The organism is Prevotella heparinolytica (genome assembly GCF_002998535.1).
GTDB classification, from domain to species: Bacteria; Bacteroidota; Bacteroidia; order Bacteroidales; family Bacteroidaceae; genus Bacteroides; species Bacteroides heparinolyticus.
On record NZ_CP027234.1, the window covers coordinates 3,391,498 to 3,418,416 of the forward strand.

The following is a 26,919-nucleotide window of genomic DNA, read 5'->3' on the forward strand; positions in this document are numbered from 1 at the left end:
TTAATTTTTTTAAGACTGGTATTTATGAAAGTGAGAAGTTTGCTATTCGGCATGCTTTGTATGCTGGCGTTAAGTGCCTCGCTCGTTTCTTGTAGCGACGAGGATGATGTGTTGGACGACAGCGGCTCGACAGTGAGTCTGCCACAGGTGCGTGCTTATTTCCTGAATGAGGGCACGCAGAAGGAGAACAATGCGGGTATCATGTTTTATGCCCCCAACGGGGATGCCGCATCCATAAGCGACATCTTCAAGAAGCAGAACAATGCGCAGTTGGGAGATGTGGGACAGGACATGATAGTGTATGAAGAGTGTCTGTATGTGGCTGTGTATGGTTCCAATTATCTGGTGAAGCTGAACGCTGCCGGTGTGGTGCAGAAGCGGGTGTCTTTTGTCGGTGACGCAGACTTGTCTGCCGGTATCCGCAGCATTGCCGCCGAGGATGGCTATATCTATGCTTCGTTTTACGGAGGGACGGTGGCCAAAATCGATGCCAATACGTTGCAGGTGGAGAAGAAACTGACCGGAGTGGGAAGCAACTTGGAGGGGGTGGCCATAAGCGAGCGGATGCTCTATGTGGCGGATTCGTATAAGGTTGTGGACTCCAAGTATGTTTATAACAAGGAAGTGGCCGTGATAGATCTGAACACATTCAGCCTGAAAGAGAAGCTGACCGTGACGCAGAATCCCAACATGATGACAGAGGAAGATGACCGGGTGTATCTCATTTCGTGGGATTACAGTGCCGAAAGCTATGTGTTGCAGATGATAGAGCCGAAAAACGGAAACAAGGTGTCGCAACTGGGCTATGCTACCCACATGGCCGCGAAAGGCGACCTGCTTTATCTGGTGGATTCGAGAGTGGACTACTCGCACTGGCCGGAGGTTTCCGCCCGCAATTCGTTTGCTACCTATGATGCGAAGTCCGGGAAGATGAATGCGACCTCTTTCTTGAAAAATGTTCCGGAAGAGTTGAATACGGCAGTGGTGTATATGATTGAGGTGAACGGGAAGAACGGTGATATCTACATTGCCACTACCGGACACGGCAAGACGAACGGCAATGTATATCGTTTCAAAAGCGACGGCAGCTTTGTAGAGAAGTTTGATTGCGGTGGTCAGAATCCTAAGAAGGCGGTTTTCTTTAACTAAAAACGGATGAGAAGATTTTTCGTATCGGTTGTTGTATGCTCTGCCATTTGGCTCTTTGCGGCTTGTGGCGCAAGGGGCAGGAGTGTTACGGCGGTTGCCGGAGGCGACACGGTGGCTTTACGCTATGCCGATAACCTCGTATTGGTGGATTATCCGGGTTATACCGTGGCTTCGTTGCGAAACCCGTGGGATACGTTGAAAACGCTGCATACGTATGTGCTTGTGCCTGCTGCCGATCCCTTGCCGGAGAATCTGCCCGAAGGGACGGTGGTGCGCACGCCACTCTCGAAGGCGGTGGTCTACTCGTCGGTGCATTGCGCGCTGGTGGGCAAGCTGGGCGCTTGGGGCAGCATAGGCGGCGTGTGCGACCTGAAGTATATCAAACTGCCGGCCGTGCAGGAGGGATGTCGCAACGGGACGATAGCGGACTGCGGCGACGGCATGAATCCGGATATGGAAAAAATCATCGACCTGCATCCGGATGCCATCTTGCTCTCGCCTTTTGAGAACAGTGGCGGCTATGGACGTGTAGAGAAGCTGAATATTCCCATCATCGAATGTGCCGACTACATGGAGACCTCTGCCATGGGGCGTGCCGAGTGGATGCGTTTCTACGGTCTGTTGTTCGGCAGGAAGGCGCAAGCCGACAGCCTTTTTGCCGAGGTGGACAGCTGTTATCGGCAGTTGAAGATGCGTGCCGAACTTTCGTCGGTGCGTTTGTCGGTGGTTAGTGAATTGAAAAACGGAACGGCTTGGTATGTGCCGGGCGGACGCAGCACCATGGGTGGCCTCTTCAGGGACGCGTGCGGGAATTATGCCTTTGCCGACGACACGCACAGCGGTTCCGTGCCTCTGGCCTTCGAGACGGTGTTCGACAAGGCAGGGAATGCGGACGTGTGGACCATCAAATACAACCGCGAACGGGATATGACCTATGCGGATCTGAAAATGGACTTCATGGGATATACAGGCTTTAAGGCTTTCAAGACCCGTAATATTTATGGCTGCAACACAGGGAAAGTGCCGTATTATGAAGAGACGCCTTTCCGTCCGGACTATCTGCTGGCCGACCTGATACAAATTCTGCATCCTGAAATGGGAGATTTGGGCGGTTTGCGCTATTTTTGCAAACTGAATGAATAAAGGTTGGAGATACGGCATCGGCCTGGGAGCAATCATTGTACTGCTCTTTCTGGCGAATCTGCTGGTGGGGTCGGTTTCGATTCCGCCGGCCGATGTGTTCCGTATTCTTTGGGGGGCTGAAGGAGTGAAGGCTGGCTGGGCTTTTATCCTATGGGAGTCGCGGTTGCCTCAGGCATTGACGGCGTTGCTGTGTGGCAGTGCCCTTGCCGTTTGCGGACTGATGTTGCAGACAGCTTTCAAGAACCCGTTGGCCGGCCCCTCTATTTTGGGTATTAATTCCGGAGCAAGTCTGGGAGTGGCTTTCGTGATGCTGTTCTTCGGAGGCAGCATCACGGCAGGCACATTCAGTCTGTCCGGATTCTTCTCCGTGCTGGCAGGGGCGTTTGTGGGGGCTATGCTGATTATGGCGCTCATCCTTTTCTTCTCTACTTTGCTGAAGAGCAACATCATGTTGCTGATAACGGGTATCATGATAGGGTATATGGCCTCTTCGGCCATCGCCTTGCTCAACTTCTTCGCTACTGCCGAGGGGGTGCAGTCCTACATGATATGGGGCATGGGTAACTTTGGCGGAGTGTCTTTGCAACAGATGCCTGCCTTTGCCGCAATCACTCTGCTGGGCTTGTTTGCCTCGTTGCTGCTGATAAAGCCGTTGAACGCACTGCTACTGGGCGAACGCTACGCGGAGAATCTGGGTGTGAACATCCGTAGGGTGAGGAATTGGCTGCTGGTTGTCACCGGACTGTTGACCGCCGTCACCACTGCCTTTTGCGGGCCGGTGGCTTTCATCGGGCTGGCCGTACCGCACGTGGCCCGCCTGATTCTGGGGACATCCAACCATAATTCGTTGCTGCCCGTCACCATCCTGAGCGGAGGGGCGGTGGCTTTGGTCTGTAACCTGGTGTGCGTACTTCCGGGCGAGTCGGGCATTATTCCGCTGAATGCAGTAACGCCTATCATCGGAGCGCCGGTCATCATTTACGTCATCCTTAGTCAAAGAAATCCACAACATTTTAATTGAAAGGCCCGAAGGCAGCTTCTGCTTTTACGCTTGTACAAGTATCACCTTACAGTTGTACAAGCGTGACTCTTCACTTGTACAACCTTTCCATTGAATCTCTCTGAATAGTGGAAGGAGGGAATGCAGGACACGGATTTTCCTGATAGTCCGTGGGCTATGGGTAAATCGGGTTTCCGGAATGATTGCAAAATCGCTATCCGGTAAAATGACGAAAGGCAAGCCATCTTTTTTATCGACTGCTTGCCTTTCGTTGTGATTCCGAAGCGATTCGAACGCTTGACCCACGCCTTAGAAGGGCGTTGCTCTATCCAGCTGAGCTACGGAACCATCCTTAATTGCGGTGCAAAAGTACGGTTTTTTGATATTACTGCAAAATTTTGCAGTAAAAAAATGTACCGGGATGAAAAAACTCCCGGAGATGCGCCGTGCATGTCCGGGAGGATTTTGTTATTTCTCCTTTTTGAGTTCTGCAAAAATCAGTCCTTCCAATTCTTCGGCCAATTCAGGATTGTCGAGAATGACTTGTTTCGCTGCATCACGCCCTTGAGCAATTTTGGTGTTGTTGTAGCTGAACCAAGAACCGCTTTTCTTGATAATCTCCATCTCCACACCCAGGTCTATGATTTCGCCGGCACGCGAAATGCCTTCGCCAAACATGATGTCGAACTCTGCGCGACGGAACGGGGGGGCCACTTTGTTCTTCACCACTTTGACCTTGGTCTGTTTGCCCAGAATCTCCTCACCATTCTTGATGGCTTGCCCCGGACGGATGTCAAGGCGCACGGAAGCGTAGAACTTCAAGGCGTTACCGCCTGTCGTGGTTTCAGGGTTGCCGAACATTACACCTATTTTCTCGCGTAGTTGGTTGATGAAGATGCAGGTGGTGCGTGTTTTGCTGACAGCCGACGTGAGTTTGCGCAAGGCTTGCGACATGAGACGCGCCTGAAGTCCTACCTTGTTCTCGCCCATATCGCCTTCTATTTCGGCTTTTGGGGTTAGTGCGGCAACGGAGTCTATCACGATGATGTCGATGGCAGAGGAGTGGATGAGCTGGTCGGCAATGTCCAACGCCTGCTCGCCGTTGTCGGGCTGTGAAATGAGCAGATTATCTACGTCCACACCTAATTTGGTGGCATAAAAACGGTCGAAAGCATGCTCGGCGTCGATGAAAGCGGCTATGCCTCCCATTTTCTGCGCTTCGGCGATGGCGTGGATGGCCAGAGTGGTTTTACCAGATGATTCCGGGCCGTATATCTCGATGATGCGTCCGCGTGGATAACCGCCTACGCCGAGTGCCACGTTCAGTCCGATGGAGCCGGTAGGGATTACTTCTATCGGCTCGATGCTCTCGTCGCCCATCTTCATGATGGAGCCTTTGCCAAAACTTTTTTCTATCTTGTCTATGGCAGCCTGCAAGGCTTTCAGTTTCCCGGCAGGTGTTGCAGCGCCATTTTCTGTTTCAAAATTAAGTTCGTCTTTTTTTGCCATAAAATTTTTGCTATGATTTAAAGAATCTGGGCGGAATGGTCCTTGGTCTTCACCTCTTTAGGGGTGATGATACGTTCTATAACGCCTTCTTCATTGATGATAAAAGTGGTGCGGAAAGTTCCCATGTATTTGCGGCCGTACATGCTCTTCTCTCCCCATACGCCGAATTGCTCCACCAGTTTCTTGTCGGTGTCTGCAATCAGGCTGAAAGGGAGATCGTACTTTTCGATGAACTTTTGGTGTGACTTCTCGCCATCCACACTGACGCCGATGACCTCGTAACCGGCTTTGCGCAGCTCACAGTAATTGTCGCGCAGGTTGCAGGCTTGTGCGGTGCACCCCGACGTCATGTCTTTGGGGTAGAAATAAAGTACGATTTTCTTTCCCTTATAATTGCTCAGGCGTATTTCTTCGCCTTTCTCATTGATACCCAATATGTCGGGGGCTTTGTCTCCTATGTTCATGGCCTTTCGTTATTAAACTTCCAAATCTCCGTCGAAAATCTCGTGCCAGGGCAATCCCTGCTTGTTGAGTTGTTCCATGAAAGGATCCGGGTCGAATTCTTCCACATTCCATACTCCCGGTCTTTTCCAAAGACCTTTGAGGAACATCATTGCTCCAATCATGGCAGGTACGCCGGTGGTATAGCTTACACCCTGCATGCCGGTCTCTTTATAGGCTTCCTGATGGTTGCAGTTGTTGTATACATAATAGGTGCGCTCCTTACCGTCTTTCAGTCCGCGGATGCGGCAACCGATGGAGGTCTCGCCTTCGTAGTTCTCGCCCAAGTCCTGCGGATTGGGAAGTACGGCTTTGAGGAACTGCAACGGAACAATCTTGGTTCCGTTGTATTCCACCTCGTCGATACGCGCCATGCCGATGTTCTGGATTACACGCAGGTGCGTCAGATACTCCTGACCGAACGTCATCCAGAAGCGCGCACGCTTGATGGTGGGGAAATTCTTGACCAGCGACTCCAGCTCTTCGTGATAAAGCAGATAAGAGTCGCGCGGACCTATATTGGGATAAGTGAGGTCTTTATGAATTTCAAGCGGACGGGTAGTCACCCATTGGCCGTTTTCATAATAACGTCCGTTTTGAGTGATTTCGCGGATGTTGATTTCCGGATTGAAGTTGGTGGCAAATGCTTTGTGATGGTTGCCTGCATTGCAATCCACGATATCCAGATACTCGATCCGGTCGAAGTGATGCTTGGCTGCGTAAGCCGTATAAATGCCGCTCACACCCGGGTCGAAACCGCAACCGAGAATGGCGGTAAGTCCGGCTTCTGCGAAACGTTTCTTATAAGCCCATTGCCAGCTATATTCAAAGTGGGCCACATCTTTCGGCTCGTAATTGGCCGTGTCCAGATAGTTGACGCCACTCTTCAGGCATGCTTCCATGATGGTAAGATCCTGGTAGGGGAGAGCCACGTTTATGACAATTTCGGGTTTGAAACGATTGAAAAGCGCTACAAGTTCATCCACACAGTCTGCATCTACTTGAGCGGTCTGGATGGCTGGGTTTCCGATGGCTTTGACAACGGCGTCGCACTTGGACTTGGTTCGGCTGGCTATCATGACTTCTGTAAAAACATCAGGATTCTGAGCCACTTTGTGCGCAACAACGGTACCTACACCGCCCGCACCGATAATAAGAACTTTACCCATTTCTTTACTACTTATTTTTATATTATATCTTGTTTGTGAAAATAACGGAGAGCAAATATAAGGGTTAATTCTCATAAAATCATTATGAAGCGGCTTTATTTTCCCTAATATCCTTTTAAGCTTTCTTTTAAGCGCCGGATTTGTGGGAATAAAAGCTTTACGTTATATTTGTCTCTCCGCTTTGGTTTTCTAAAGGAGGATTAATTTGAACACACTGAAAGGAATAATGAAAAAATTGATTTTATCTATCTGTATGGCAGCTGCCTTGGTGGGAGTATCGTCCTGTGCTTCGACTAAAAACGCGACTGAGATTTCGTCTATCGACGGTGAATGGTATATCATCGAAGTGGACGGTACGGCAATGGTTCCTGCTCCGGGACAATCGTATCCTTACATCAGCTTTCGCACAAAGACCGGCATGATGTACGGCAACAGTGGTTGCAACAGCCTCACAGGCACGTTTGATGTGAAGGCCAAACCGGGAGTTTTGCATCTGCATGCGTTGGGAAATACTCGCATGGCATGTCCCGATATGGCAGTGGAACAGAAGGTGCTGGCTGCTTTGGGCAGAGTGAGAAGGTATAGACAGCTGGATATGAAAAATATGGGGCTGTTCGGTTCTTCCGGACATGCCGTAATCGTATTACAGAAGAAGCCTAAGCTTTCAGGCAAAGAACTGCCTCCCGTTCTGCATTTTGAAGGCATGGCGGAAGCTGGTTTCTGAACAAGAACCGGAGTAAAAAGACTATTTAGGCAGAAAAGAGCATGCGGTTTCTGACAATTTGACAGCAAGTTCTGTCACTTCCCGATTGTGGTTGCCTTTACATGCTTTGGCACGGCATTTGTTTTTGGATTGGCGTCTGCCGATGTGGTGGACGGCTAACAATGAATAATAACAAATAAAATAAAACAATCATGGGAAAAATTATTGGTATTGACTTAGGAACAACAAACTCTTGTGTTTCCGTTTTCGAAGGTAACGAGCCGGTGGTAATCGCAAACAGTGAAGGCAAGCGAACCACTCCTTCGGTAGTGGCATTTGTAGACGGTGGTGAACGTAAAATTGGCGACCCTGCCAAGCGTCAGGCCATCACCAACCCGACAAAGACTGTATTCTCAATCAAACGTTTCATGGGTGAGAACTGGGAACAGGTGCAGAAAGAAATATCTCGCATGCCATATAAAGTGGTGAAAGGAGACAATAACACTCCGCGTGTAGATATTGATGGACGTCTGTATACTCCGCAAGAAATCTCGGCCATGATTCTGCAGAAAATGAAGAAGACTGCCGAGGATTATCTGGGACAGGAAGTTACGGAAGCAGTTATTACCGTTCCTGCTTATTTCTCTGACTCTCAACGCCAGGCTACGAAAGAAGCCGGCCAGATTGCAGGTCTTGAAGTGAAACGTATTGTGAACGAGCCTACTGCCGCAGCCCTTGCCTATGGCATCGACAAATCCCATAAGGACATGAAGGTGGCTGTATTCGACCTTGGTGGCGGTACGTTCGATATCTCTATCCTTGAATTCGGTGGCGGCGTATTTGAGGTGCTGTCAACTAATGGTGACACTCATCTTGGCGGTGACGACTTCGATCAGGTGATTATCGACTGGCTGGTTCAGGAATTCAAGAATGACGAGGGCGCCGATCTGACGCAAGATCCGATGGCTATGCAACGTTTGAAGGAAGCTGCCGAGAAAGCGAAAATAGAACTCTCTTCTTCTACCAGCACTGAAATCAACCTGCCTTATATCATGCCGGTGGGTGGTGTGCCCAAACATTTGGTGAAGACGCTGACTCGCGCCAAGTTCGAAGCTTTGGCCCATAGCCTGATTCAAGCTTGTTTGGAACCCTGTAAGAAAGCCATGAGCGATGCAGGTTTGAACAATGCGGATATTGACGAGGTAATCCTTGTAGGTGGTTCTTCGCGTATTCCTGCCGTGCAGAAGCTGGTAGAAGAATTCTTCGGCAAAGTTCCCTCCAAGGGTGTTAATCCGGACGAAGTGGTAGCTGTGGGTGCGGCTGTTCAAGGTGCAGTTCTGACAGATGAAATCAAGGGTGTGGTATTGCTGGATGTCACTCCGCTGTCTATGGGTATTGAAACGATGGGTGGTGTGATGACTAAGCTGATCGATGCCAACACGACTATTCCGTGTAAGAAAAGTGAAACATTCTCTACTGCGGCCGATAATCAGACAGAGGTGACTATCCACGTATTGCAGGGAGAGCGTCCGATGGCTTCGCAGAATAAATCAATCGGTCAGTTTAACTTGACCGGTATTGCTCCTGCCCGTCGCGGTGTTCCTCAAATTGAGGTTACATTCGACATCGACGCCAACGGTATCTTGAAGGTTTCGGCCAAGGATAAAGCCACCGGTAAAGAACAAGCCATCCGCATTGAAGCTTCCAGCGGCTTGAGCAAGGAGGAAATCGAAAAGATGAAGGCAGAGGCGGAAGCTAATGCCGAAGCGGACAAGAAAGAACGTGAAAAGATCGATAAGCTGAATCAGGCAGACTCCATGATTTTCACTACAGAAAATCAGCTGAAGGATTTGGGCGATAAGTTGCCTGCTGACAAGAAAGCTCCTATTGAGGCCGCTCTGCAGAAACTGAAAGATGCTCACAAGTCTCAGGATTTGGCTGCTATTGATTCTGCCATGACAGAACTAAACACCGCTTTCCAGGCCGCAAGTGCTGAAATGTATGCTCAAAGCGGTGCGCAAACCGGTTCTGACATGAATGCCGGACAAAACGGCGGTGCACAGGATGGTAACAAGCACGGAGATAATGTGCAGGATGTGGATTTTGAGGAGGTCAAATGATTCCGATAAGGAAACAGACAATAAACAATAAGCAAAAGAGGGTGTGTCAAAATAGACACATCCTCTTTTTTTGCACAAAGCCCCGACTTTCTCAAGCCAGGGCTTTGCTATTTCCTAAAGTTTTTGTAACTTTAGGCATACAAAATTACGTTATGTCAAAGTTACACTTTCGCCCTTACACTTGCAACCAAACGGTGCTTTTTCCACAACGGCTTGATGAAAATATTGCGGAGAACGACCCTGTCCGCATGGTCAACGCCATTGTTGACGGTCTTAATTTGGATAATTTCCGCAAGCTCTACAAGGAAAGCGGTCGTAGTCCATACCACCCGAAGATGATGCTCAAGGTTATCCTCTATGCCTATATGAATAATATCTATTCTTGCCGCAAGATAGAGCAATTGCTCCTGCGTGACATACACTTCATTTGGCTTGCAGGATATGAGAAACCTGATTTTATTACTATCAACCGATTCCGTAATCGTGTCAAGGACGAACTCAACAATGTATTTACCCGGTTGGTTCTTCTGCTCGCGGAGCGTGGCTTTGTAACGCTCGATGTGGAATATATCGATGGTACGAAGATAGAGTCAAAAGCCAACAAATACACTTTTGTATGGCGCAGGACAATAGAAAAGAATCGCACTAAACTGATAGAGAAGATACGCATCCTCCTGCAGCAGGTCGATGATACCATTGCGCAAGAGAAATCCTCGGAGAAAGAGCATGTGGAGTTCACGCCCGCAACATTGAGCGAACTGTCTGCCGAACTTAGAGAAGCCCTTGCCACGCCCCCTGCCGCTACCACCAAAGAAGAGAAAGCACAGTGCAAGAAAAAGGAGAAACAGATAAAGGAACTGGATAAGTACCGTGAGAAACTGCAGGAGTATGACAGCCGTCTTGAACAGATTGGCAGTCGCAATTCCATGTCCAAGACAGACCCTGACGCCACGTTCATGCACATGAAAGAGGATGCCATGAACAACGGGCAGACCAAGCCCGGCTATAATCTCCAGATAGCGACGGAGAACCAGTTCATCACCGACTTTGCCCTGTTTCCCAATCCCACCGACACGCTCACGTTTATCCCCTTTATGGATTCTTTCTTCCGGCGCTATCACCGTCATCCTTCCACCGCCGTTGCCGACTCGGGGTACGGCTCGGAGGAGAACTACCGTTTCATGGAGGATGCCGGCGTGGAGGCATACGTCAAGTACAACCGTTTCCACATGGAACAGCGTCCACATTATACACCGGCCCCGTTCCATCAGGACAGCCTGTACTATAATAAGGAGGAGGATTATTACGTCTGTCCCATGGGGCAGCACATGGAGCGCGTCGGGACAACCCGTGGAAAGACCGCAGGCGGATACCTCACCGAAAGCGCACGCTACCGGGCGCAGAACTGCAAAGGATGCCCGCTCAGATGCAGATGCTACGGGGCAAGGACGGACAGACGCATCATGGAGGTCAACCACAGGCTGAACGAATACAAGGGAAAGGCACGGGAAAGGCTCACTTCCCGGGAAGGCATCAGGCACAGGGGACGGCGGTGCATTGAACCTGAAGCCGTCTTCGGACAGATGAAGTTCGATATGGCATACCGACGCTTCCGGCACTTTGGAAAAGACAAGGTTTTGATGGACTTTGCCTTCTTCGCCATGGCCTTCAACATCAAGAAAATGTGCGCAAAGATGCTCAAGGGGGGGATATCGGGGCTGTCAGACGCATTTACAGCCTTGATTTGTGTCCTGATACGCCTTTTCCGGCCCAATGGAGGCCGTCATGGAAGAAAAACAGAGTTGATTGCGGCATAAGGGAAATCGAGCAGGGAAGACGCGAAAAAACAAAAAAAGAGGATGTGTCTATTTTGACACACCCTCTTTTTGCGTTTATGGGGTTCATGGTTGCTATGTGTTTTCTATGGGCTTTTTTATCTCTTATTTGCGACATGTTTGCGACACGTCTTATTTGGCGATAAGGTACAACTTAAATTGATATAAACCATTTAAAACGAGAAGAATATGCCAAGAGGAAATTACATCATTCAAAGAAGTTGCGAGGAGTGCGGTAAAATCTTTACTCCTCCGACATTAGTGTCGAAGTATTGTTGCCCTGCTTGTTCCAAGAGGGCGTATAAGAAAAGACAAATCGCAAAAGAGAAAGAAGCGATACGCCAAGCACTGATTAGACGAATACCATCCAGTAAGGGGTATCTAACCGTAAAGGAAGCTATGCTGATTTACGGAATTAGTAAAGACGTTCTTTATCGTATGATACGGCAAGGCTTGATACCGTCATACAATTTTGGTCAGCGTCTGATACGCCTTAGTCGGCAGTATATGGATGAACACTTCAAAACAAAGGCAGGGAGTAGAAAGAGAAAAAAGGAGGCATTGTCCTTTGAACCCAAAGATTGTTACACCATCAGAGAGATCGCAAAGAAGTTCCATATCAATGACAGCAGTGTATTTAAGCACATACGTCGTCATTCTATTCCTACACGCCAAATCGGTAACTATGTTTATGTTCCCAAATCTGAAATTCACTACTGTCCCGTAAAAGTGGATAAATAGTTCTTTGAAATTATTGAAATATAGTCAATTACACGTTTTTTGAAATGAAACGGACTTGATTTTGCAACTTTGCAGTCTAATACAAATGGCTGCTATGTTCCAAGACAAATACGTATTCTCTCAATTAACCGCTTTTCTGAACAGGACTCAGTTCAACAACTATGTTCGCAAGTATGATGGCAACCGATATGTGAAACATTTCACTTGCTGGAATCAGATGCTCGCGATGATGTTTGGACAACTGAGTAACCGTGAGAGCCTGCGAGACTTAATCGTTTCTTTCGAGGCGCATAGGGCCAAGCAATATCATCTTGGGTTAGGTCGTGAACCGATAGCCAAGACAACTCTTGCGACAGCCAACCAGAACCGTGATTACAGAATTTTTGAAGAATTTGCATTCTATATGATGAAAGAAGCCTGCGAGAAGCGGACGACCAACATCCTTGACATTTCCGGAAAGAAATATGCGTTTGATTCAACAACGATTCCGTTATGTCTTGCAACATTCCCATGGGCAAAGTTCCGAAGCAAGAAAGGAGGAGTGAAAGCTCATGTCTTATACGACATTGAAGCACAAGTTCCTGCCTTCTATACTGTAACCACTGCATCAAAGCACGATTCTACAGCAATGTCTTCAATCCATTATGAGCCAAATGCTTATTATATATTCGACAGGGCTTATGACTCCTTTAAAGAACTCTATAGGATACATCTTACAGACTCTTTCTTTGTTGTCAGAGCCAAGACGAACTTAAAGTATAAGACAGTCAAATGGAAGCGAAGAATACCAAAGCACATAATGACAGATGCGGAAGTGAAACTGACCGGATATCTCTCCGAGAAGAAATATCCTGAGTCATTCAGACTCGTCCGATATCACGATGAAGAAGATGACCGTGAGTTCACTTTTTTGACGAATGCGAAACAACTTTCTGCACTGGATGTCGCCAATCTTTATAAGAAAAGATGGTTGATCGAGCTGTTCTTCAAATGGCTCAAGCAGCATCTCAAGATAAAGAAATTCTGGGGCACAACAGAGAACCCTGTTCGCATACAAATCAGTGTGGCTATTATCACATACTGTCTTGTGGCTATTGTCCAACATGATATGAAGTTGAAACGCTCAACCTATGAAGTTTTGCAGATTCTCAGCATATCATTGACTGACAAAACCCACTTGCGTGACCTGTTCGACAAGACTAATTTCAATGATGTCAAAGATCTAAATGAACCCCTGATTCCGGGGCTATTTGATTAATTGTTTAACTCGTCCCATTTTAACGGGACACTAATGCTATTACATATAAAAATACTGCTTATTAAGAATTTATTCTTTTATATCTTTATAAATATGGCTAAAAGGATTTTTCTTGTTATTATGGGAAAGTATAAATAATAAAAAAATGAGAATTATGATTTACGGATACATTAGAGTAAGCAGCGATAAGCAGACAGTAGAGAATCAGCGTTTTGAAATTAATAATTTCTGTGAACGTTATAAACTTGTAATTGATGGTTGGATTGAGGAAACCATTAGTGGTATGAAATCATACAATAAACGTGAATTGGGTAGGCTTTTGCTACAGATTCAGAAAGATGATCTCATTATCTGTGCAGAATTATCACGCTTGGGAAGAAATCTGTTCATGATTATGGAGATATTAAATATTTGTATGACCAAAGAATGTCGTGTGTGGACTATAAAAGACAACTATCGTCTTGGTGATGATATCCAAAGTAAGGTTCTTGCCTTTGCTTTTGGACTATCTGCTGAGATTGAACGTAATCTTATTAGCCAGCGCACGAAGGAGGCTTTGGCAAGAAAAAAAGCTGAAGGTGTGACGCTGGGACGACCAAAGGGAAGAAAAAGTTCTGTAGAAAAATACAAACTTCATGGAAAAGAAAATCTTATCCATGAACTTTTAAAGGCAAAAGTCTCTAAGCGTAAAATTTCAAAATTATGTAAAGTTGATAGAAATACGCTTGACCGTTTTATAAAACAGTTTTTGACGGAATGAAACCGAGCGATTATTGAAACGGTGAATGATGAGCTTAAGAACATTGCTCAGGTAGAGCACTCCAGACATAGATGCTTTGATAACTTCATCGTTAACCTTCTGGGAGCCATTGCTGCATATTGCTTATTTCCGAAAAAACCGTGTATCAATGTACAAAGGAAAATAGACACGCAGCTTGCCTTATTCTAAATTCGTCGAACTCACGTTATAATAAGCATTTGGCTCATAATGGATTGAAGACATTGCTGTAGAATCGTGCTTTGATGCAGTGGTTACAGTATAGAAGGCAGGAACTTGTGCTTCAATGTCGTATAAGACATGAGCTTTCACTCCTCCTTTCTTGCTTCGGAACTTTGCCCATGGGAATGTTGCAAGACATAACGGAATCGTTGTTGAATCAAACGCATATTTCTTTCCGGAAATGTCAAGGATGTTGGTCGTCCGCTTCTCGCAGGCTTCTTTCATCATATAGAATGCAAATTCTTCAAAAATTCTGTAATCACGGTTCTGGTTGGCTGTCGCAAGAGTTGTCTTGGCTATCGGTTCACGACCTAACCCAAGATGATATTGCTTGGCCCTATGCGCCTCGAAAGCAACGATTAAGTCTCGCAGGCTCTCACGGTTACTCAGTTGTCCAAACATCATCGCGAGCATCTGATTCCAGCAAGTGAAATGTTTCACATATCGGTTGCCATCATACTTGCGAACATAGTTGTTGAACTGAGTCCTGTTCAGAAAAGCGGTTAATTGAGAGAATACGTATTTGTCTTGGAACATAGCAGCCATTTGTATTAGACTGCAAAGTTGCAAAATCAAGTCCGTTTCATTTCAAAAAACGTGTAATTGACTATATTTCAATAATTTCAAAGAACTATTTATCCACTTTTACGGGACAGTAGTGTATGGATTTTATCATTTTAAATAGAGAAGTGATTTAAACTTTTCTTTTTCTCAAATATTTCCTTAGCAGAATTACCATAAATGCAATATAGTTCCATGATTCGCAATTCCTAACCGTTGTTTCAAATCGATTTAAAATAGTCCTGTAACTGTCCATCCATGCATTGGTCCTCTCAATGGCATAACGTTCAGCATACAACAGTTCGTCCACAACGGTATTATTGGGAGTCCCGTTTCTTTTATTGATGCAGATATTGGCGACTACTCCATGACAGCCAAGTACACTTCGAAGAGCTTTACAGTCAAATCCGGCATCCGCATTCAAGAAAAGACCATCTGTTCTGACTTTTGCAATCCCAAGGTCATGCATCATGGAGCGGATTACGTTTTTTATGTCATGAGTATCATGATGTTCGCCGCTTTTAGGCGAAGACATGATAACCGGTATGCCTTGCCGGTCTGTAATATAAAGAGCGTTGGTTGTCTTGCGCTTTTTTCTACCCTGATAACCAACCTCCTCTCCACCACGCATAGCTACCGTATGACTTCCGTCAAGGTCTACACTTGACATATCAAACTTTGTACGGTGCTTATTCAAAAGATGAAGCCAAAGAGACTTCCATTCACCTTTTTTACTCCATTTGTTATAATGATGGAATACCCCACCATAGGTCAGAACCTTGTCACTGAACAGGGAATCTACAGGTAAATATTTCCACTGACACCCTGTTTTCAGTTTATAAAGAATGGCATTTACGATTTCAACAAGACTACTTTGAGTTACGAAACCACGTTTGCCCACACATAAATGAGGCAATATTTCACTTTTTATTGTATCTTTGTCCAACAAAGCGTACATGGGGATGTTGTTATGAATGAGTTTGCTCACCCATAATATAACAATTTTAGCTATTAGTACGCTGTTTATCATTTGATCAATTAGTTTAAATCACTTCAGAATATAAACACATAATAATCAAATCAATGGGGCGATTTTAACAGAATATTCGGTTTTATCCTTACCTTTGTATATAAAATCGGGCTTTATACCCAAACAACAAAAAGAAAACGATGCAAATTCATAACAATACATTGATAGCTGAATGCTCGTCTTACGATTTCAAGGAAATGCTTGAACGAAAGAAAGTATAATCATGGCTTAAATCCGTATCGGCTTTTGCCAATACGAACGGTGGCAGTTTATTCTATGGAGTAAACGATGACGGAGTGATTGTAGGTTTGGAGAATCCGCAAGCAGATGCCGACTTTATCAGTGAAATGATAAAAGCAAGACTTGATCCTGTACCGGACGTACAGCTTATTCCGATTGAACACGAAGGACGTACCCTGCTTGAAGTGAAAGTAAAGGCAGGAACGCTGACACCTTATTATTATTATCAAGACGGAACACGTACAGCTTATACAAGAGTCGGTAATGAAAGTGTAGAGTGCAATTCGCAACAACTTCTTTCGTTAGTATTAAAGGGCACGCACATGACTTGGGATTCGTTGCCTACACAAGTGGATGCAGACAAGCACTCTTTCATCATTCTTGCCAATACATTCCGTGAGCAAACCCATCAGGAATGGAACGATAAGTATTTGGAATCATTTGGACTGGTCGCATCTGACGGTAAACTAACCAATGCCGGATTGCTGTTTGTGGATAATTGTACCGTATTCCAATCACGTATTTTCTGTACCCGTTGGACGGGACTATATAAAGACGATGCCATCAGTTCCGTAGAACATCGAGCAAATCTTGTATTGCTTTTGAAATATGGCATGGACTTCATTAAGAACTACACCATGAGCGGATGGGTGAAGATGCCGAACTATCGCTTGAACCTCCCCGACTATTCAGACCGTGCTATCTTTGAAGGGTTAGTAAACCATCTTATCCATAGAGATTATACTGTAATGGGTGGTGAAGTACATATTGATATCTATGACGACCGAGTAGAATTGGTATCACCCGGTGCGATGCTTGATGGTACACAAATCCAAGACCGTGATATATACAAAGTGCCGTCCATGCGTCGTAATCCTGTCATTGCAGATGTATTTACACAATTGGACTATATGGAGAAACGTGGTTCCGGTTTGCGTAAAATGCGAGAGCTTACAGAAAAACTACCCAACTTCCTGCAAGGAAAAGAACCGCAATATCAGACGGAAGCAACTTCTTTCTTCACCACTTTTTATAATCTAAACTGGGGTGATAACGGAAGAATACCTGTTGAGGAAGTGGCTAACAGGGTAAATAGCACCCTCGAAAAGTACCCTATAAACGAAGAAAGTTCGGTCGAAAAGTTCGGTGTAAATGCAAAAATGTTCGGTGTAAACAGCAAAAGTTCGGTGAAAAAGTTCGGTGTAAATGCAAAAATGTTCGGAGACACATCGGAAATACCTAAGAAAGTCAGTAAAACTGCACAAAAGATAATCGACCTCGTTATTTCTGACCCATCAATCACAGCCGATAATATGGCTAACAAGGTTGGTGTAACTAAACGCGCTATAGAGAAAAACATCAAGAACCTTAGGGATATGGGAATTTTGGCTCATGAAGGTTCGGATAAGACTGGCTATTGGCGCATTGTAATTAGTCCTCAAATAGAACAATAAACCTATGGGAACATCTTTCATATCACTCTGTGCAATAATTGCCGTTTTGATTATCGCCTTTTTGTTTGCCTCCTTGCCGCAGGTAAGCCATAAACGCGATATAGGGTGCTTTATGTAATAGCCATCATCATGCTATTAGCCGTCATTCCTATCAGTGAGTATATGGCTGGAAATACCCAAAATTCAAGCAACAATTATCTGCTTGTCCTAATATTCGATATTGCAGTAGGATATTTCTGTATGTACATTGCAGCATTGCTGAAATTCAACGTTCTTAAACGGAAGAATCAAGCATTGGAAAATGCATTGACCGAAAAAGAACAAGAAAAAGTATCTATTTTACTGGAACACCAAAATGAAAAACAACAAGCACTTCAAAGAGAAGAACTTGAATGGTTGGCTGAAAAAATCAAAATGTTCACTGAAGAAGAACAGAAATCCATTCTTGCAAGCGCTTACGCATTTGCAGAACATGACCTAATAGTAACTCCTTCAATAGTCATACAACGAGACCTCTGCAAAACCTTACCCCATTCTCTATCATTCTTGTTTTTGAGCAATATTGGCTCACCTGCAGTCTATATTTTTGATTTTTAGGCTGTATATGCTCTATTTCATCTCATACTCTCCTCTTATTGGAGAGAATTAGCCACAATTATCCCTGGAGTTCGATATAAATTGTAGGCAATAGCCTCCATGATGTGTTGTGCGTGAGTCTTAGCTAAACCTACATATCTGGCTATCCCACCATGAAACCATCTGTGAATAGATCCAAAGGTACGTTCCACTTTGTACCGTGTCTTGCTGATTGCTACATTAACACGCTGCTCTCTTTCCGTTAGCTTACGTCCCCTTACTCCTTTGTACATGATACGACTCTTGAGCTTCATACGTTTAAGTACATCCCTGTTTGCTGTAGAATCATAACCCTTGTCGGCATAAACAGGTGTACCTTGTGGAAGTTTAGCTTTTTCTAATGGCTTTTCCAAATGTTTGATGTCACTTTCGTTAGCCGGTGTGGTTTCCTCGGCTATCACCAAACCGTTCTCATCTGTAACCGAATGTCGCTTGTAACCGAAGTGTAGCTGCCCCATCTTCTTTACCCAACGTGCTTCACCATCAACATTGGGCTTGACGATCTCTTTAACCACTGCGTTTTCTGCTACATCCCCGCCTGATTCCTCATTGCGATCCTCAACTACTTCGTATTCCTTACGGCCGCGAGGCCGACCGGGACTATCCGTGATACTTGCATCAACGATAGCACCACGCTTAACCAAAACACCAGCCAACTCTAACTGGCGATTTATCTCTTGCAGAACATTGTCGTAAAGGTCGGCTTCAACCAAAATGTTACGGAAACGGCATACAGTTGTACTATCTGGAGCGCAGTCACCCAAGCCTAAACCGACAAAGCCACTGAAGGACAGACGGTCATTTACCTGCTCTTCGACCTCGCCGTCACTCAAGCCATACCATGTACCAAGAAGTTCGGTCTTGAACAACACAAGGCTGTCATAGCTTGGACGACCGGTGGGACGGTTGCCTTTGGTGTAAGCAATTTCAATAAGTCCACGAATGGGATTCCAGTCGATTATCTGATCGATTTGAAAGAAAAAGGTCTGTTTAACCTTACGATGACCAACTATTAGGTCAGCAAAACTCCGAGAAGAAGGACGTTGTTTCATACTATAAAGCTACAAAAATATGATGAAATGAACAAATCTTGAACAATGAGTTTTGCAGAGGTCTCAGATTTTGATTGCCGGCTTTATCGGAAGATGATATTGGTGATGACTTGTGCCCCCACATGATGGTTCAGATTGCGCACCAGCAATTCACGCCCCATCATCAACTCCTGACGGAGAGCTGCCGACGTGAGGTGCACATAAAGCACTTGGTTCTTGATGTAAAGTTCGCGGGTATAAGAGGCTACGGCACTCCCCAGCACCTCCGCCCACGCATTGATGAGCCGTTGTTCGTTGAGTGGCGAATCCAGACTCTCCTGCCTTAGAAAGTTGCGGATAAGCACACCTATCTGCTCGGCATTGTTCCGCTTCATACATCTTCCTCCCTCTTCATTTCGGACACTGCGCCCTTATCTACACTAAACATCCGGTAATCGCTGCCTACCTTATGCAGAATGCGGTCTAGATGTTCACGGTTGGTGTCCGTTATGAATATCTGTCCGAAGTTGTCGCCGGCAACCAGCTTGATGATTTGCTCCATACGCGAAGCATCCAGTTTGTCGAAGATGTCGTCCAGCAACAACAAAGGCTCGGTCGTACCGGTGCGCTTCAAGAAATCGAACTGTGCCAGCTTCAGGGCAACCAAATAAGTCTTGTTCTGTCCTTGCGAACCTTCCCGCTTGATTGGAAAATCTCCCAGAAACATACTCAATTCGTCCTTATGCACACCGCGCAATGAGTATCCCACTATTTGGTCGCGCGTGCGGCTATCTTTCAACACCTGCAACAAGGAGGCATCACGGGCATGCGAATCATAAGTCAGCCCTACCCGCTCCTTATCTTGAGAAATGAATGAATGAAAAGACTGGAAAATAGGAATAAACTCCCGAATAAATGCCTCCCGTTTCTTGAAAACCACTTCACCGGCTTGCGCCATCATCTCTTCCCATACAAGAAACAGTTCCTCCTCTACCGGCTGTTCGCTTTTCAGCAGCGTGTTTCGTTGGGCCAACGCTTTGTTGTAGCGTATCAATGCTTCAAGATATTCTTTGTCGTACTGCGAGATAACCACATCCATGAAACGACGACGCTCGTCACTGCCCCCCCCTATCAACCCAGCATCAGCCGGAGACACCATGACCAAAGGCAAAAAACCGATATGATCCGACAGACGGGTGTATTCTTTCTTGTTCCGCTTGAACTGTTTCTTCCGGCTGCGCTTCATGCCGCAATAAATCTCTTCCGGCGTGCCGTCGCTCCCTTCATAAAATCCTTGAATAACGAAAAAGTCCGCATCATGACGGATGTTCTGGGAGTCGATGGGATTACCGGCACTCTTGCAAAACGACAGGAAGTAGATAGCATCAAGCAGATTGGTTTTCCCCATTCCGTTCTGTCCGAAAAAGCTGTTCAACTTAGGAGAAAAAGCCAGCTCCACCTCCTCCAAGTTTTTATAATTAAGTATCGATATGCGTTTCAGTATCATAGGGTGATGATGAGTTCAACTGCAAAGATAGCGTAATCCCAAAGCTGTACAAAATAAGTGTATCTGTTTTTAAGCGGAATTTAAACTTAGCTTTATAAAAAACAAAAGGGTTTTGCAACCTGAATCCGGGATAAGAAGCCGGTCGAGAGCCTCACCCGAAGGCTTGAGTCTTAAAGCCAAATCTCCTTGTTTATCAGACGCTTACCACTACCCTGTCAGAGACTTGTGTCTGTCAGCTTGAACACTTGCCTCTGTCACGACAAAGGATTGCAGTTGTCAAAGCAGGGGGAGGGAGGCCGGCGTAAAAAGGCGCTCTTATCTTCTGACCAATCGCTGCAAACCGGTGCATTCAGGAAATATCCTCCCGACAGGATGCAGCCCCTCGTCTTTAGCGAAAGCAACCGCCTGCCCCCGGACTCAGGTTTTTGTAAATTTTGAGATACATACTAAAAAAAGATGCCGCTAAATTTCGTTGATAGACATAAAAAACTTACTTTTGCGGGTCGAAACAGCTCTTTTCAGAATAATAACAAAAAAAATACATAGAAATGGCAGAACAGAAAAAAACGAATGACGCCTTAAACGTGGAAGACGCACTGACACAATCGGAGGCTTTTTTCATTAAGAACAAGAAAGCAATCATCGGTGCTGTAGCAGCAGTTATCATCGTTGTTGCGGGTGTGGTGATGTATAAAAATCTTTATGCGGCTCCCCGTGAAGAAAAAGCACAGGCTGCCCTATTCAAAGGACAGGAATATTTTGAAGCGGATGCTTATACACAAGCATTGAACGGCGACAGCATCGGTTATGCCGGTTTCATAAAAATAGCCGACCAATACAGCGGCACAAAAGCCGCCAACCTTGCAAAAGCCTATATGGGTATCTGCTATGCACAACTCGGCCAATACGATGAAGCGGTGAAAGCATTGGACAGCTTCGACGGAAACGACCTGATGGTAGCTCCGGCCATGATAGGAGCCATGGGCAATTGTTATGCACAACTCGGCCAAATGGACAAAGCCGCTTCCATGCTGTTGAAGGCAGCCGACAAAGCCGACAACAACTCACTTAGCCCTATCTATCTGCTGCAAGCGGGGGAAATTCTGGTAAAACAAGGCAAGTATGACGACGCCATCAAGGCCTACACCACTATTAAAGAGAAATACTTCCGCTCATACCAAGCCATGGATATCGACAGATATATCGAGCAAGCCAAATTGATGAAGAAATAATACACTTTTCAGTAAACTGATATTTCAGGCACGGATCACACGGAAAGCACGGAATAGTACAATTGCCGTGGAGTTCGTGTAGTCCGTGCCTCTTTTTTCTCATTCAAAGCACATTCATTCTCCTCCATTCTCTAATCATTAATTTTTTAAACAACTATGGCAACAGCTTTCCACAACCTTTCAGACTACGACTTCAACTCCGTGCCTAATGCGGAAAACATGAAATTCGGCATCGTTGTATCCGAATGGAACCATAACATTACAGGCGCCCTTTTAAAAGGAGCAATAGATACTTTGAAGAAACATGGCGTAAAAGATGAAAATATATTGGTAAAGATGGTTCCCGGCAGCTTCGAGCTGATATACGGCGCCAACCAATTTATCGAATATAGCGAAGTAGACGCCGTAATTGCACTTGGCTGTGTGGTCAGAGGAGATACTCCACACTTCGACTATGTTTGCATGGGTGCTACCCAAGGTATTGCCCAATTGAACGCAACCTGTGACATACCGGTGATTTACGGATTAATCACGACCAATACCATGGAGCAGGCCGAAGCTCGATGCGGTGGAAAATTAGGCAACAAGGGCGATGAATGCGCAATTACTGCAATAAAAATGATAGATTTTGCTTGGAGTTTCCAAAAATAGTAGTATCTTTGCACCGCAATTGAGAAACAAACCTACTCAATGAGAGAATTGAGATAGAATCTTAAAAGCAAAAGGGCAAATACCAGAGTGGCCAAATGGGGCAGACTGTAAATCTGCTGGCTTACGCCTTCGGTGGTTCGAATCCATCTTTGCCCACAAAAAAAATAATGCGGAAGTAGCTCAGTTGATAGAGCATTAGCCTTCCAAGCTGAGGGTCGCGGGTTTGAGTCCCGTCTTCCGCTCTCTGAAAATCAGATAGTTATCGAAAGATTTCTATCTGATTTTTGTTTTTAATAATACGATGGAAGAGGTTGATTGAAGTGGATAAGTTAAACCGGGAATTCAACCAAACAGAACTCTTTCTAACCACTCTATAAACTTAAAGAGCATCTGAAAAGTTAAATAGCCAAGAATAAGGAGAAAGCGCAAATTGTTTAGTCGGAAATTATTTCGTTTTCCGACATAAATGAATATTTTTGCAATAATTTTAAAGAATGGATGAGTATAAATAGACAGAAAGTTAGTTAGCCACCATAAGAGTATGAAAAAGATAGCAAGCATCCCCTTCCAACAGAACACCATGCGTGAGCTGAAGGATTATTTGATGATAACTTTGGGCATGATTATGTACGATATAGGATGGACGGTGTTCTTGCTTCCCAACGACATCACTACCGGCGGCGTACCCGGCATTGCATCCATCATCTATTTTGCAACCGGATTGCCCGTGCAATACAGTTACTTCAGCATCAATTTTATCTTGCTTTTGCTTTCCATATACATCATGGGATGGAAATTCAGCATCAAGACCATATTTGCCGTCTTCACGCTGACTTTCTTCCTTACAATCATCCAAAAGTTAGTGGCAGGCACAAATCTTCTCCACGACCAACCTTTCATGGCATGTGTCATCGGGGCATCTTTCTGTGGAGGAGGGGTCGGCATTGCTTTTTCCTACAATGGCAGTACAGGCGGTACGGATATCATCGCCGCCATCATCAACAAATACCGGGATATAACCTTGGGAAAGGTGATATTGATATGCGACCTCATCATTATCTCTTCCAGCTACTTTGTGTTGCGCGATTGGGAGAAGGTGGTGTATGGCTATGTCACCTTGTATATATGCAGTTTCGTTGTGGATCAGGTGGTGAACAGCGCCCGCCAATCCGTGCAGTTCTTTATCATCAGCGATAAATATGAAGAGATAGCCAGACACATCAGCATACATCCGCACCGGGGAGCGACGGTCATCAATGCTTCGGGATTCTATACCGGACGTGAAGTAAAAATGCTCTTCATCCTTGCCAAGAAACGGGAGTCCGTCATTATTTTCCGACTGATAAAAGACATAGACCCCAATGCTTTCGTCTCGCAAAGTGCGGTCATAGGAGTGTATGGAAAAGGATTCGACACTATCAAGGTAAAATGAAACGCTCTTTCTTCCAACGATACACGATGGAGGAGCGAACAAACGGATTCAGTTTCTCTGCCGCCTCCTTATTCATGTAGTCCTTTGTGGCGAACGTAAACGTAAGTGTAACATCTTCGGCAGAAAGATCAGCTTTCAACAACAGCATATCGGCTTGACGCCGGGCTGCCTGATAGCTATAAATATCCACTGTGTCCGAAGCCTCGGAAACAAAATCCTCCATGCCGGGCAGTTGCGGCAGAAAAGACAAAGTCGGCAATTCTCGCCATTCGGTAGAATAAAACCTGATATGACTGTCGCAAGCCGGAGCACACACGGTGGAAACCGCACAAATAATCTTCGTACCGTCGTCCATAGGCAGAAGTTTCATCTCCCAAGAGCTTTGCGAGGTCATCTTCACTTTGATATAATCGGAAGAAAGTGCCGTCATCTCCGATTTACTACCGAAACGATTGGTGACTTCGGCCTTCATCTTGCTTTCCAGAAAATCTATAAAGTCTGCGCGGTTCACGGCAGAAAGCAACGGACACAAGGAGTCGGGCATGTTTTTAAAAAAGACTTTGGCTTCTTGAGCCTGCAAGGAAACAAATCCAAGGAAAAACAGACATATAAAAACACTTAACCTCTTTTTCATCATTCAAATATCTTATTATTTCATTGTACTACACGGTCACAACCGGTTTTTCCTCCGACACTCTTTTCAGGTTGCGTGTGGGCTCAAAGCAGGGAACCTATCTCTTCAAGGAAACGGGCATCTGTTTCATCAAAGCTATCCGTACGTTCACTGTCAATATCAAGTACACCCCATACGGTGTCTTCTCTCTTAAGAAGAACAACTATTTCGGAACGGGATAAAGAACTGCAAGCAATGTGTCCGGGAAAGGCGTCGACATCGGGCACCACCAACGTTTCTTTCCTCTCCCAAGCCGTGCCACACACTCCGCGTCCTTTCCTGATGCGCGTGCAGGCTATCGGTCCTTGAAAAGGTCCTAACACCAATTCATCGCCCTTCGCCAAGTAAAAACCTACCCAGAAGAAACGAAAAGTCTCTTTCAAAGCGGCCGATACATTGGCCAAATTGGCTATAAGGTCGTCTTCACCCGACACCAAGCTCTTTATCTGCGGAAGCAAAGTGCGATACTTTTCCTCCTTACTTCCATTATCTATATACAAGTCTTCTGCCATCTTTGTTTACTTATTTACTCCCCAAATATAGGAAGAACATTCCAATCAGCACTAAAATGAGGTCGACAGCCTTACTTTTTAAATTCTTTTCACGGAAGAAAAGCGCACCGAAAAGGAAAGAAACCACCACGCTGCCGCGACGAACCATGGAGACGATGGAAATCATGGAATCTTCGTAGCTCAGGGCATAAAAATAAACAAAATCTGCCGCACAAAGAAAGATGGAAATGCAGATAATCGTCCACTCCCAACGAAACGGGGTACTATCCTTTCGCCGGGGATACCACAGCAACAGGATGACGGGACACATGATAAATACCTGATAGACATTGTACCAAGACTGAACCAACATCGGATTGAGGTGCTTCATCAGATATTTGTCATATAATCCGCTGACAGCACCCGTCACAGCAGCAAGCACAATAAAAAGAATCCACTTATTGTGCCTGAAGTCGATGCCTTCTTTCTTGCCCGAACGGCTCAGCATGAAGAAGGAGAGCACTGCAAGCATCACCCCGATCCATTGATAAAGGTTCAGCCGCTCGCCAAACACCAGCATGGCGCCGACAAGCACCATCACCGGACGGGTGGCGTTTATGGGTCCCACGATGGTCAACGGCAAATGTTTCATTCCGAAATAGCCGAATATCCAAGAAGAAAGCACAATGAACGATTTTATCACGATGAGCTTGTGCACTTCCCATCCCGCCACGGGGACATTGAACATCGTACCTTCAAGCACGGCAGGAGCAAAGGCCGAAATCAGGATAAAGGGAAGAAAGACAAGACTTGAGAATATCGTATTCAGGAACAGTACCGGCAACACGGCATTGTCGCGAAGCGACTTCTTTTTGAAAGCATCATAAAATCCCAGCAAAGCCGCCGAGAGAAAGGCAAGCAATAACCACATCGGTTTATTTACAATTTAATGATTTACAATACACTAACCACGAGTCCCTATCCGTTAATCACTAACAAAAATTTCTTCCGGATAGGCAACATCCACCAGAAACAGCGCATTTCCGGGAACGGAAGTCCCTGCCCGGCAGCGATCGCGTTGCTCGATGACCTGCCTGAAACCTTCGATGGAGAGTTTGCCCCGCCCCACTTCAAGCAGCGTCCCTACAATGGCACGCACCATGTTGCGCAGGAAACGGTCGGCCCTGATGGTGAAGACCCACGTCGATTCATCCTGCTGCGTCCACCCGGCCTGCATGATGCGGCAGTTGTTGGTTTTTACATCAGTATGCAACTTGCTGAAACTGGTAAAGTCGGTATAGTCAAACAAGATTTGCGCCGCTTCATTCATCCGTTCAAAATCGGGTGTCTGAAACAGGCGGCAGCGATATTGGCGGTTGAAAGGAGTCTTGGCCGTAGTGACATAATATCGATATGTGCGCGCCGTCGCGTCAAAACGGGCATGTGCATCCGGTTTCACGGCACGCAGCCGATAGACGGAAATGTCAGGAGGAAGAAGCCGATTCAGCTTGTCGGCCATAAGAACGGTGTCCAAAGGAGCATCGCTGTCGAAGTGGGCCACAATCAGCGAAGCATGCACTCCGGCATCCGTACGCCCCGCACCTACCACGTCGACTTCCCGGCGCAACAAGGTGGAAAGCGCCTTCATCAGACACGCTTGCACGCTTGTCCCGTTGGGTTGGATTTGCCAACCGTGATAGGCTGTGCCGTCATAAGCCAAGTATATAAAATATCGTTGCACGTTTCCCTCTGCTTTCTATAAATTCGCTACAAAGGTACGAAAAGAGACGAAAAAAGACGCAATCCATTCCCGGAGTTTCAATGGTTTGCTATATCTTTGCCCGGAATTTCCA

Annotated in this window: 24 protein-coding genes, 3 tRNA genes and 3 pseudogenes; 17 read left to right on the plus strand and 13 right to left on the minus strand. The window is 45.8% G+C overall.

Translation table 11 applies throughout. The features are described 5' to 3' along the window. Nucleotides 1–24 precede the first annotated feature (24 nt). From C3V43_RS13695 to C3V43_RS13705, 3 genes are read left to right on the plus strand one after another with little or no spacing between them, the layout of a single operon-like run. Complete coding sequence (locus C3V43_RS13695) at nucleotides 25–1,149, plus strand: YncE family protein (RefSeq protein WP_106070238.1); 1,125 nt, start codon at nucleotides 25–27, stop codon at nucleotides 1,147–1,149. A gap of 6 nt (nucleotides 1,150–1,155) precedes the next feature. Beyond that, on the plus strand, nucleotides 1,156–2,292 hold the full coding sequence (locus tag C3V43_RS13700; RefSeq protein ID WP_106070239.1) for an ABC transporter substrate-binding protein: 1,137 nt from the start codon (nucleotides 1,156–1,158) through the stop codon (nucleotides 2,290–2,292). Then, nucleotides 2,285–3,313 carry an iron ABC transporter permease gene (locus tag C3V43_RS13705; protein ID WP_106070240.1) on the plus strand — a complete coding sequence of 343 codons (1,029 nt, stop codon included), beginning with the start codon at nucleotides 2,285–2,287 and terminating at the stop codon, nucleotides 3,311–3,313. The genes C3V43_RS13700 and C3V43_RS13705 overlap by 8 nt, the downstream gene beginning before the upstream one ends. A gap of 253 nt (nucleotides 3,314–3,566) precedes the next feature. Here the strand turns inward: C3V43_RS13705 and C3V43_RS13710 are convergent. The 4 genes from C3V43_RS13710 to C3V43_RS13725 all read right to left on the minus strand — a co-directional run bounded on the left by C3V43_RS13710 (nucleotide 3,567) and on the right by C3V43_RS13725 (nucleotide 6,471). Beyond that, nucleotides 3,567–3,640 (minus strand) — tRNA-Arg (locus C3V43_RS13710). A gap of 120 nt (nucleotides 3,641–3,760) precedes the next feature. Continuing rightward, nucleotides 3,761–4,801 carry a recombinase RecA gene (gene recA, locus C3V43_RS13715; protein WP_106070241.1) on the minus strand — a complete coding sequence of 347 codons (1,041 nt, stop codon included), beginning with the start codon at nucleotides 4,799–4,801 and terminating at the stop codon, nucleotides 3,761–3,763. Between the two features lie 17 nt (nucleotides 4,802–4,818). Next, entirely contained in the window at nucleotides 4,819–5,265 is a 447-nt protein-coding gene (gene bcp, locus C3V43_RS13720; RefSeq protein WP_106070242.1) for a thioredoxin-dependent thiol peroxidase, read from the minus strand. 12 nt (nucleotides 5,266–5,277) lie between these two features. Next, nucleotides 5,278–6,471, minus strand: coding sequence for a saccharopine dehydrogenase family protein (locus C3V43_RS13725; RefSeq protein ID WP_106070243.1), 1,194 nt, complete (start codon nucleotides 6,469–6,471; stop codon nucleotides 5,278–5,280). A 226-nt stretch (nucleotides 6,472–6,697) separates the two neighbouring features. On the opposite strand from C3V43_RS13725, the gene C3V43_RS13730 reads away from it, so the two are divergent. The 7 genes and pseudogenes from C3V43_RS13730 to C3V43_RS13765 all read left to right on the plus strand — a co-directional run. Beyond that, nucleotides 6,698–7,195 (plus strand): META domain-containing protein, encoded by a 498-nt coding sequence (locus tag C3V43_RS13730; protein WP_106070613.1) that lies wholly within the window; start codon nucleotides 6,698–6,700, stop codon nucleotides 7,193–7,195. 191 nt (nucleotides 7,196–7,386) lie between these two features. After that, a complete protein-coding gene (dnaK, locus tag C3V43_RS13735) occupies nucleotides 7,387–9,294 on the plus strand; it encodes a molecular chaperone DnaK (RefSeq protein ID WP_106070244.1) in 1,908 nt (635 codons plus the stop codon). Between the two features lie 152 nt (nucleotides 9,295–9,446). Continuing rightward, nucleotides 9,447–11,111, plus strand: coding sequence for an IS1182 family transposase (locus C3V43_RS13740; protein WP_106068183.1), 1,665 nt, complete (start codon nucleotides 9,447–9,449; stop codon nucleotides 11,109–11,111). Nucleotides 11,112–11,318: 207 nt separating this feature from the next. Then, nucleotides 11,319–11,870 (plus strand): helix-turn-helix domain-containing protein, encoded by a 552-nt coding sequence (locus C3V43_RS13750; protein WP_106070246.1) that lies wholly within the window; start codon nucleotides 11,319–11,321, stop codon nucleotides 11,868–11,870. A gap of 94 nt (nucleotides 11,871–11,964) precedes the next feature. Then, complete coding sequence (locus tag C3V43_RS13755; protein WP_106070614.1) at nucleotides 11,965–13,128, plus strand: IS4 family transposase; 1,164 nt, start codon at nucleotides 11,965–11,967, stop codon at nucleotides 13,126–13,128. 154 nt (nucleotides 13,129–13,282) lie between these two features. Beyond that, nucleotides 13,283–13,888, plus strand: coding sequence for a master DNA invertase Mpi family serine-type recombinase (locus C3V43_RS13760; RefSeq protein ID WP_004302103.1), 606 nt, complete (start codon nucleotides 13,283–13,285; stop codon nucleotides 13,886–13,888). A gap of 3 nt (nucleotides 13,889–13,891) precedes the next feature. Next, nucleotides 13,892–14,077 (plus strand): annotated as a pseudogene (locus tag C3V43_RS13765) (transposase); the annotation flags it as partial. Here C3V43_RS13765 and C3V43_RS13770 read toward each other — a convergent pair. Both C3V43_RS13770 and C3V43_RS13775 read right to left on the minus strand, forming a co-directional pair. Beyond that, nucleotides 14,069–14,674 (minus strand): DUF4372 domain-containing protein, encoded by a 606-nt coding sequence (locus C3V43_RS13770; protein ID WP_235655860.1) that lies wholly within the window; start codon nucleotides 14,672–14,674, stop codon nucleotides 14,069–14,071. The pseudogene C3V43_RS13765 and the gene C3V43_RS13770 overlap by 9 nt on opposite strands. A gap of 148 nt (nucleotides 14,675–14,822) precedes the next feature. Further along, on the minus strand, nucleotides 14,823–15,719 hold the full coding sequence (locus C3V43_RS13775; protein ID WP_106070247.1) for an IS5 family transposase: 897 nt from the start codon (nucleotides 15,717–15,719) through the stop codon (nucleotides 14,823–14,825). Between the two features lie 140 nt (nucleotides 15,720–15,859). Between C3V43_RS13775 and C3V43_RS13780 the strand changes: the two are divergent. Together C3V43_RS13780 and C3V43_RS13785 are read left to right on the plus strand one after the other, a co-directional pair. Continuing rightward, nucleotides 15,860–17,413, plus strand: a pseudogene (locus C3V43_RS13780) (ATP-binding protein). A gap of 4 nt (nucleotides 17,414–17,417) precedes the next feature. Next, nucleotides 17,418–17,920, plus strand: a pseudogene (locus tag C3V43_RS13785) (hypothetical protein); the annotation flags it as partial. A gap of 125 nt (nucleotides 17,921–18,045) precedes the next feature. Here C3V43_RS13785 and C3V43_RS13790 read toward each other — a convergent pair. The 3 genes from C3V43_RS13790 to recF all read right to left on the minus strand — a co-directional run bounded on the left by C3V43_RS13790 (nucleotide 18,046) and on the right by recF (nucleotide 20,587). After that, complete coding sequence (locus tag C3V43_RS13790; protein WP_106068887.1) at nucleotides 18,046–19,101, minus strand: IS5 family transposase; 1,056 nt, start codon at nucleotides 19,099–19,101, stop codon at nucleotides 18,046–18,048. A gap of 83 nt (nucleotides 19,102–19,184) precedes the next feature. Continuing rightward, on the minus strand, nucleotides 19,185–19,475 hold the full coding sequence (locus C3V43_RS13795) for a DciA family protein (protein WP_106070248.1): 291 nt from the start codon (nucleotides 19,473–19,475) through the stop codon (nucleotides 19,185–19,187). Beyond that, nucleotides 19,472–20,587, minus strand: a complete 1,116-nt coding sequence (gene recF, locus C3V43_RS13800) for a DNA replication/repair protein RecF (RefSeq protein ID WP_106070249.1) — start codon at nucleotides 20,585–20,587, stop codon at nucleotides 19,472–19,474. Before recF ends, C3V43_RS13795 begins: the two co-directional genes overlap by 4 nt. Before the next feature lie 548 nt (nucleotides 20,588–21,135). Between recF and C3V43_RS13805 the strand changes: the two genes are divergently transcribed. The 5 genes from C3V43_RS13805 (at nucleotide 21,136) to C3V43_RS13830 (ending at nucleotide 23,902) form a co-directional block, all read left to right on the plus strand. Next, the gene (locus C3V43_RS13805) at nucleotides 21,136–21,819 is read left to right on the plus strand and encodes a tetratricopeptide repeat protein (protein WP_106070250.1); all 684 of its coding nucleotides are present in this window, start codon (nucleotides 21,136–21,138) and stop codon (nucleotides 21,817–21,819) included. Between the two features lie 156 nt (nucleotides 21,820–21,975). Beyond that, on the plus strand, nucleotides 21,976–22,470 hold the full coding sequence (ribH, locus tag C3V43_RS13810) for a 6,7-dimethyl-8-ribityllumazine synthase (RefSeq protein WP_106070251.1): 495 nt from the start codon (nucleotides 21,976–21,978) through the stop codon (nucleotides 22,468–22,470). Nucleotides 22,471–22,543: 73 nt separating this feature from the next. Next, nucleotides 22,544–22,626, plus strand: a tRNA-Tyr gene (locus tag C3V43_RS13815). A 13-nt stretch (nucleotides 22,627–22,639) separates the two neighbouring features. After that, nucleotides 22,640–22,712, plus strand: a tRNA-Gly gene (locus C3V43_RS13820). A 299-nt stretch (nucleotides 22,713–23,011) separates the two neighbouring features. Beyond that, nucleotides 23,012–23,902, plus strand: coding sequence for a YitT family protein (locus C3V43_RS13830; RefSeq protein ID WP_106070253.1), 891 nt, complete (start codon nucleotides 23,012–23,014; stop codon nucleotides 23,900–23,902). Here the strand turns inward: C3V43_RS13830 and C3V43_RS13835 are convergent. From C3V43_RS13835 to truA, 4 genes are all read right to left on the minus strand, one after another. Continuing rightward, nucleotides 23,889–24,536, minus strand: a complete 648-nt coding sequence (locus tag C3V43_RS13835) for a DUF3256 family protein (protein ID WP_106070615.1) — start codon at nucleotides 24,534–24,536, stop codon at nucleotides 23,889–23,891. The two genes, C3V43_RS13830 and C3V43_RS13835, sit on opposite strands and share 14 nt — an antisense overlap. Nucleotides 24,537–24,619: 83 nt before the next feature. Further along, nucleotides 24,620–25,087, minus strand: coding sequence for a GAF domain-containing protein (locus C3V43_RS13840; RefSeq protein WP_106070254.1), 468 nt, complete (start codon nucleotides 25,085–25,087; stop codon nucleotides 24,620–24,622). A gap of 10 nt (nucleotides 25,088–25,097) precedes the next feature. Next, nucleotides 25,098–25,997, minus strand: a complete 900-nt coding sequence (locus C3V43_RS13845; RefSeq protein WP_106070255.1) for a DMT family transporter — start codon at nucleotides 25,995–25,997, stop codon at nucleotides 25,098–25,100. A 54-nt stretch (nucleotides 25,998–26,051) separates the two neighbouring features. Continuing rightward, on the minus strand, nucleotides 26,052–26,807 hold the full coding sequence (gene truA, locus C3V43_RS13850; protein ID WP_106070256.1) for a tRNA pseudouridine(38-40) synthase TruA: 756 nt from the start codon (nucleotides 26,805–26,807) through the stop codon (nucleotides 26,052–26,054). Nucleotides 26,808–26,919 lie beyond the last annotated feature (112 nt).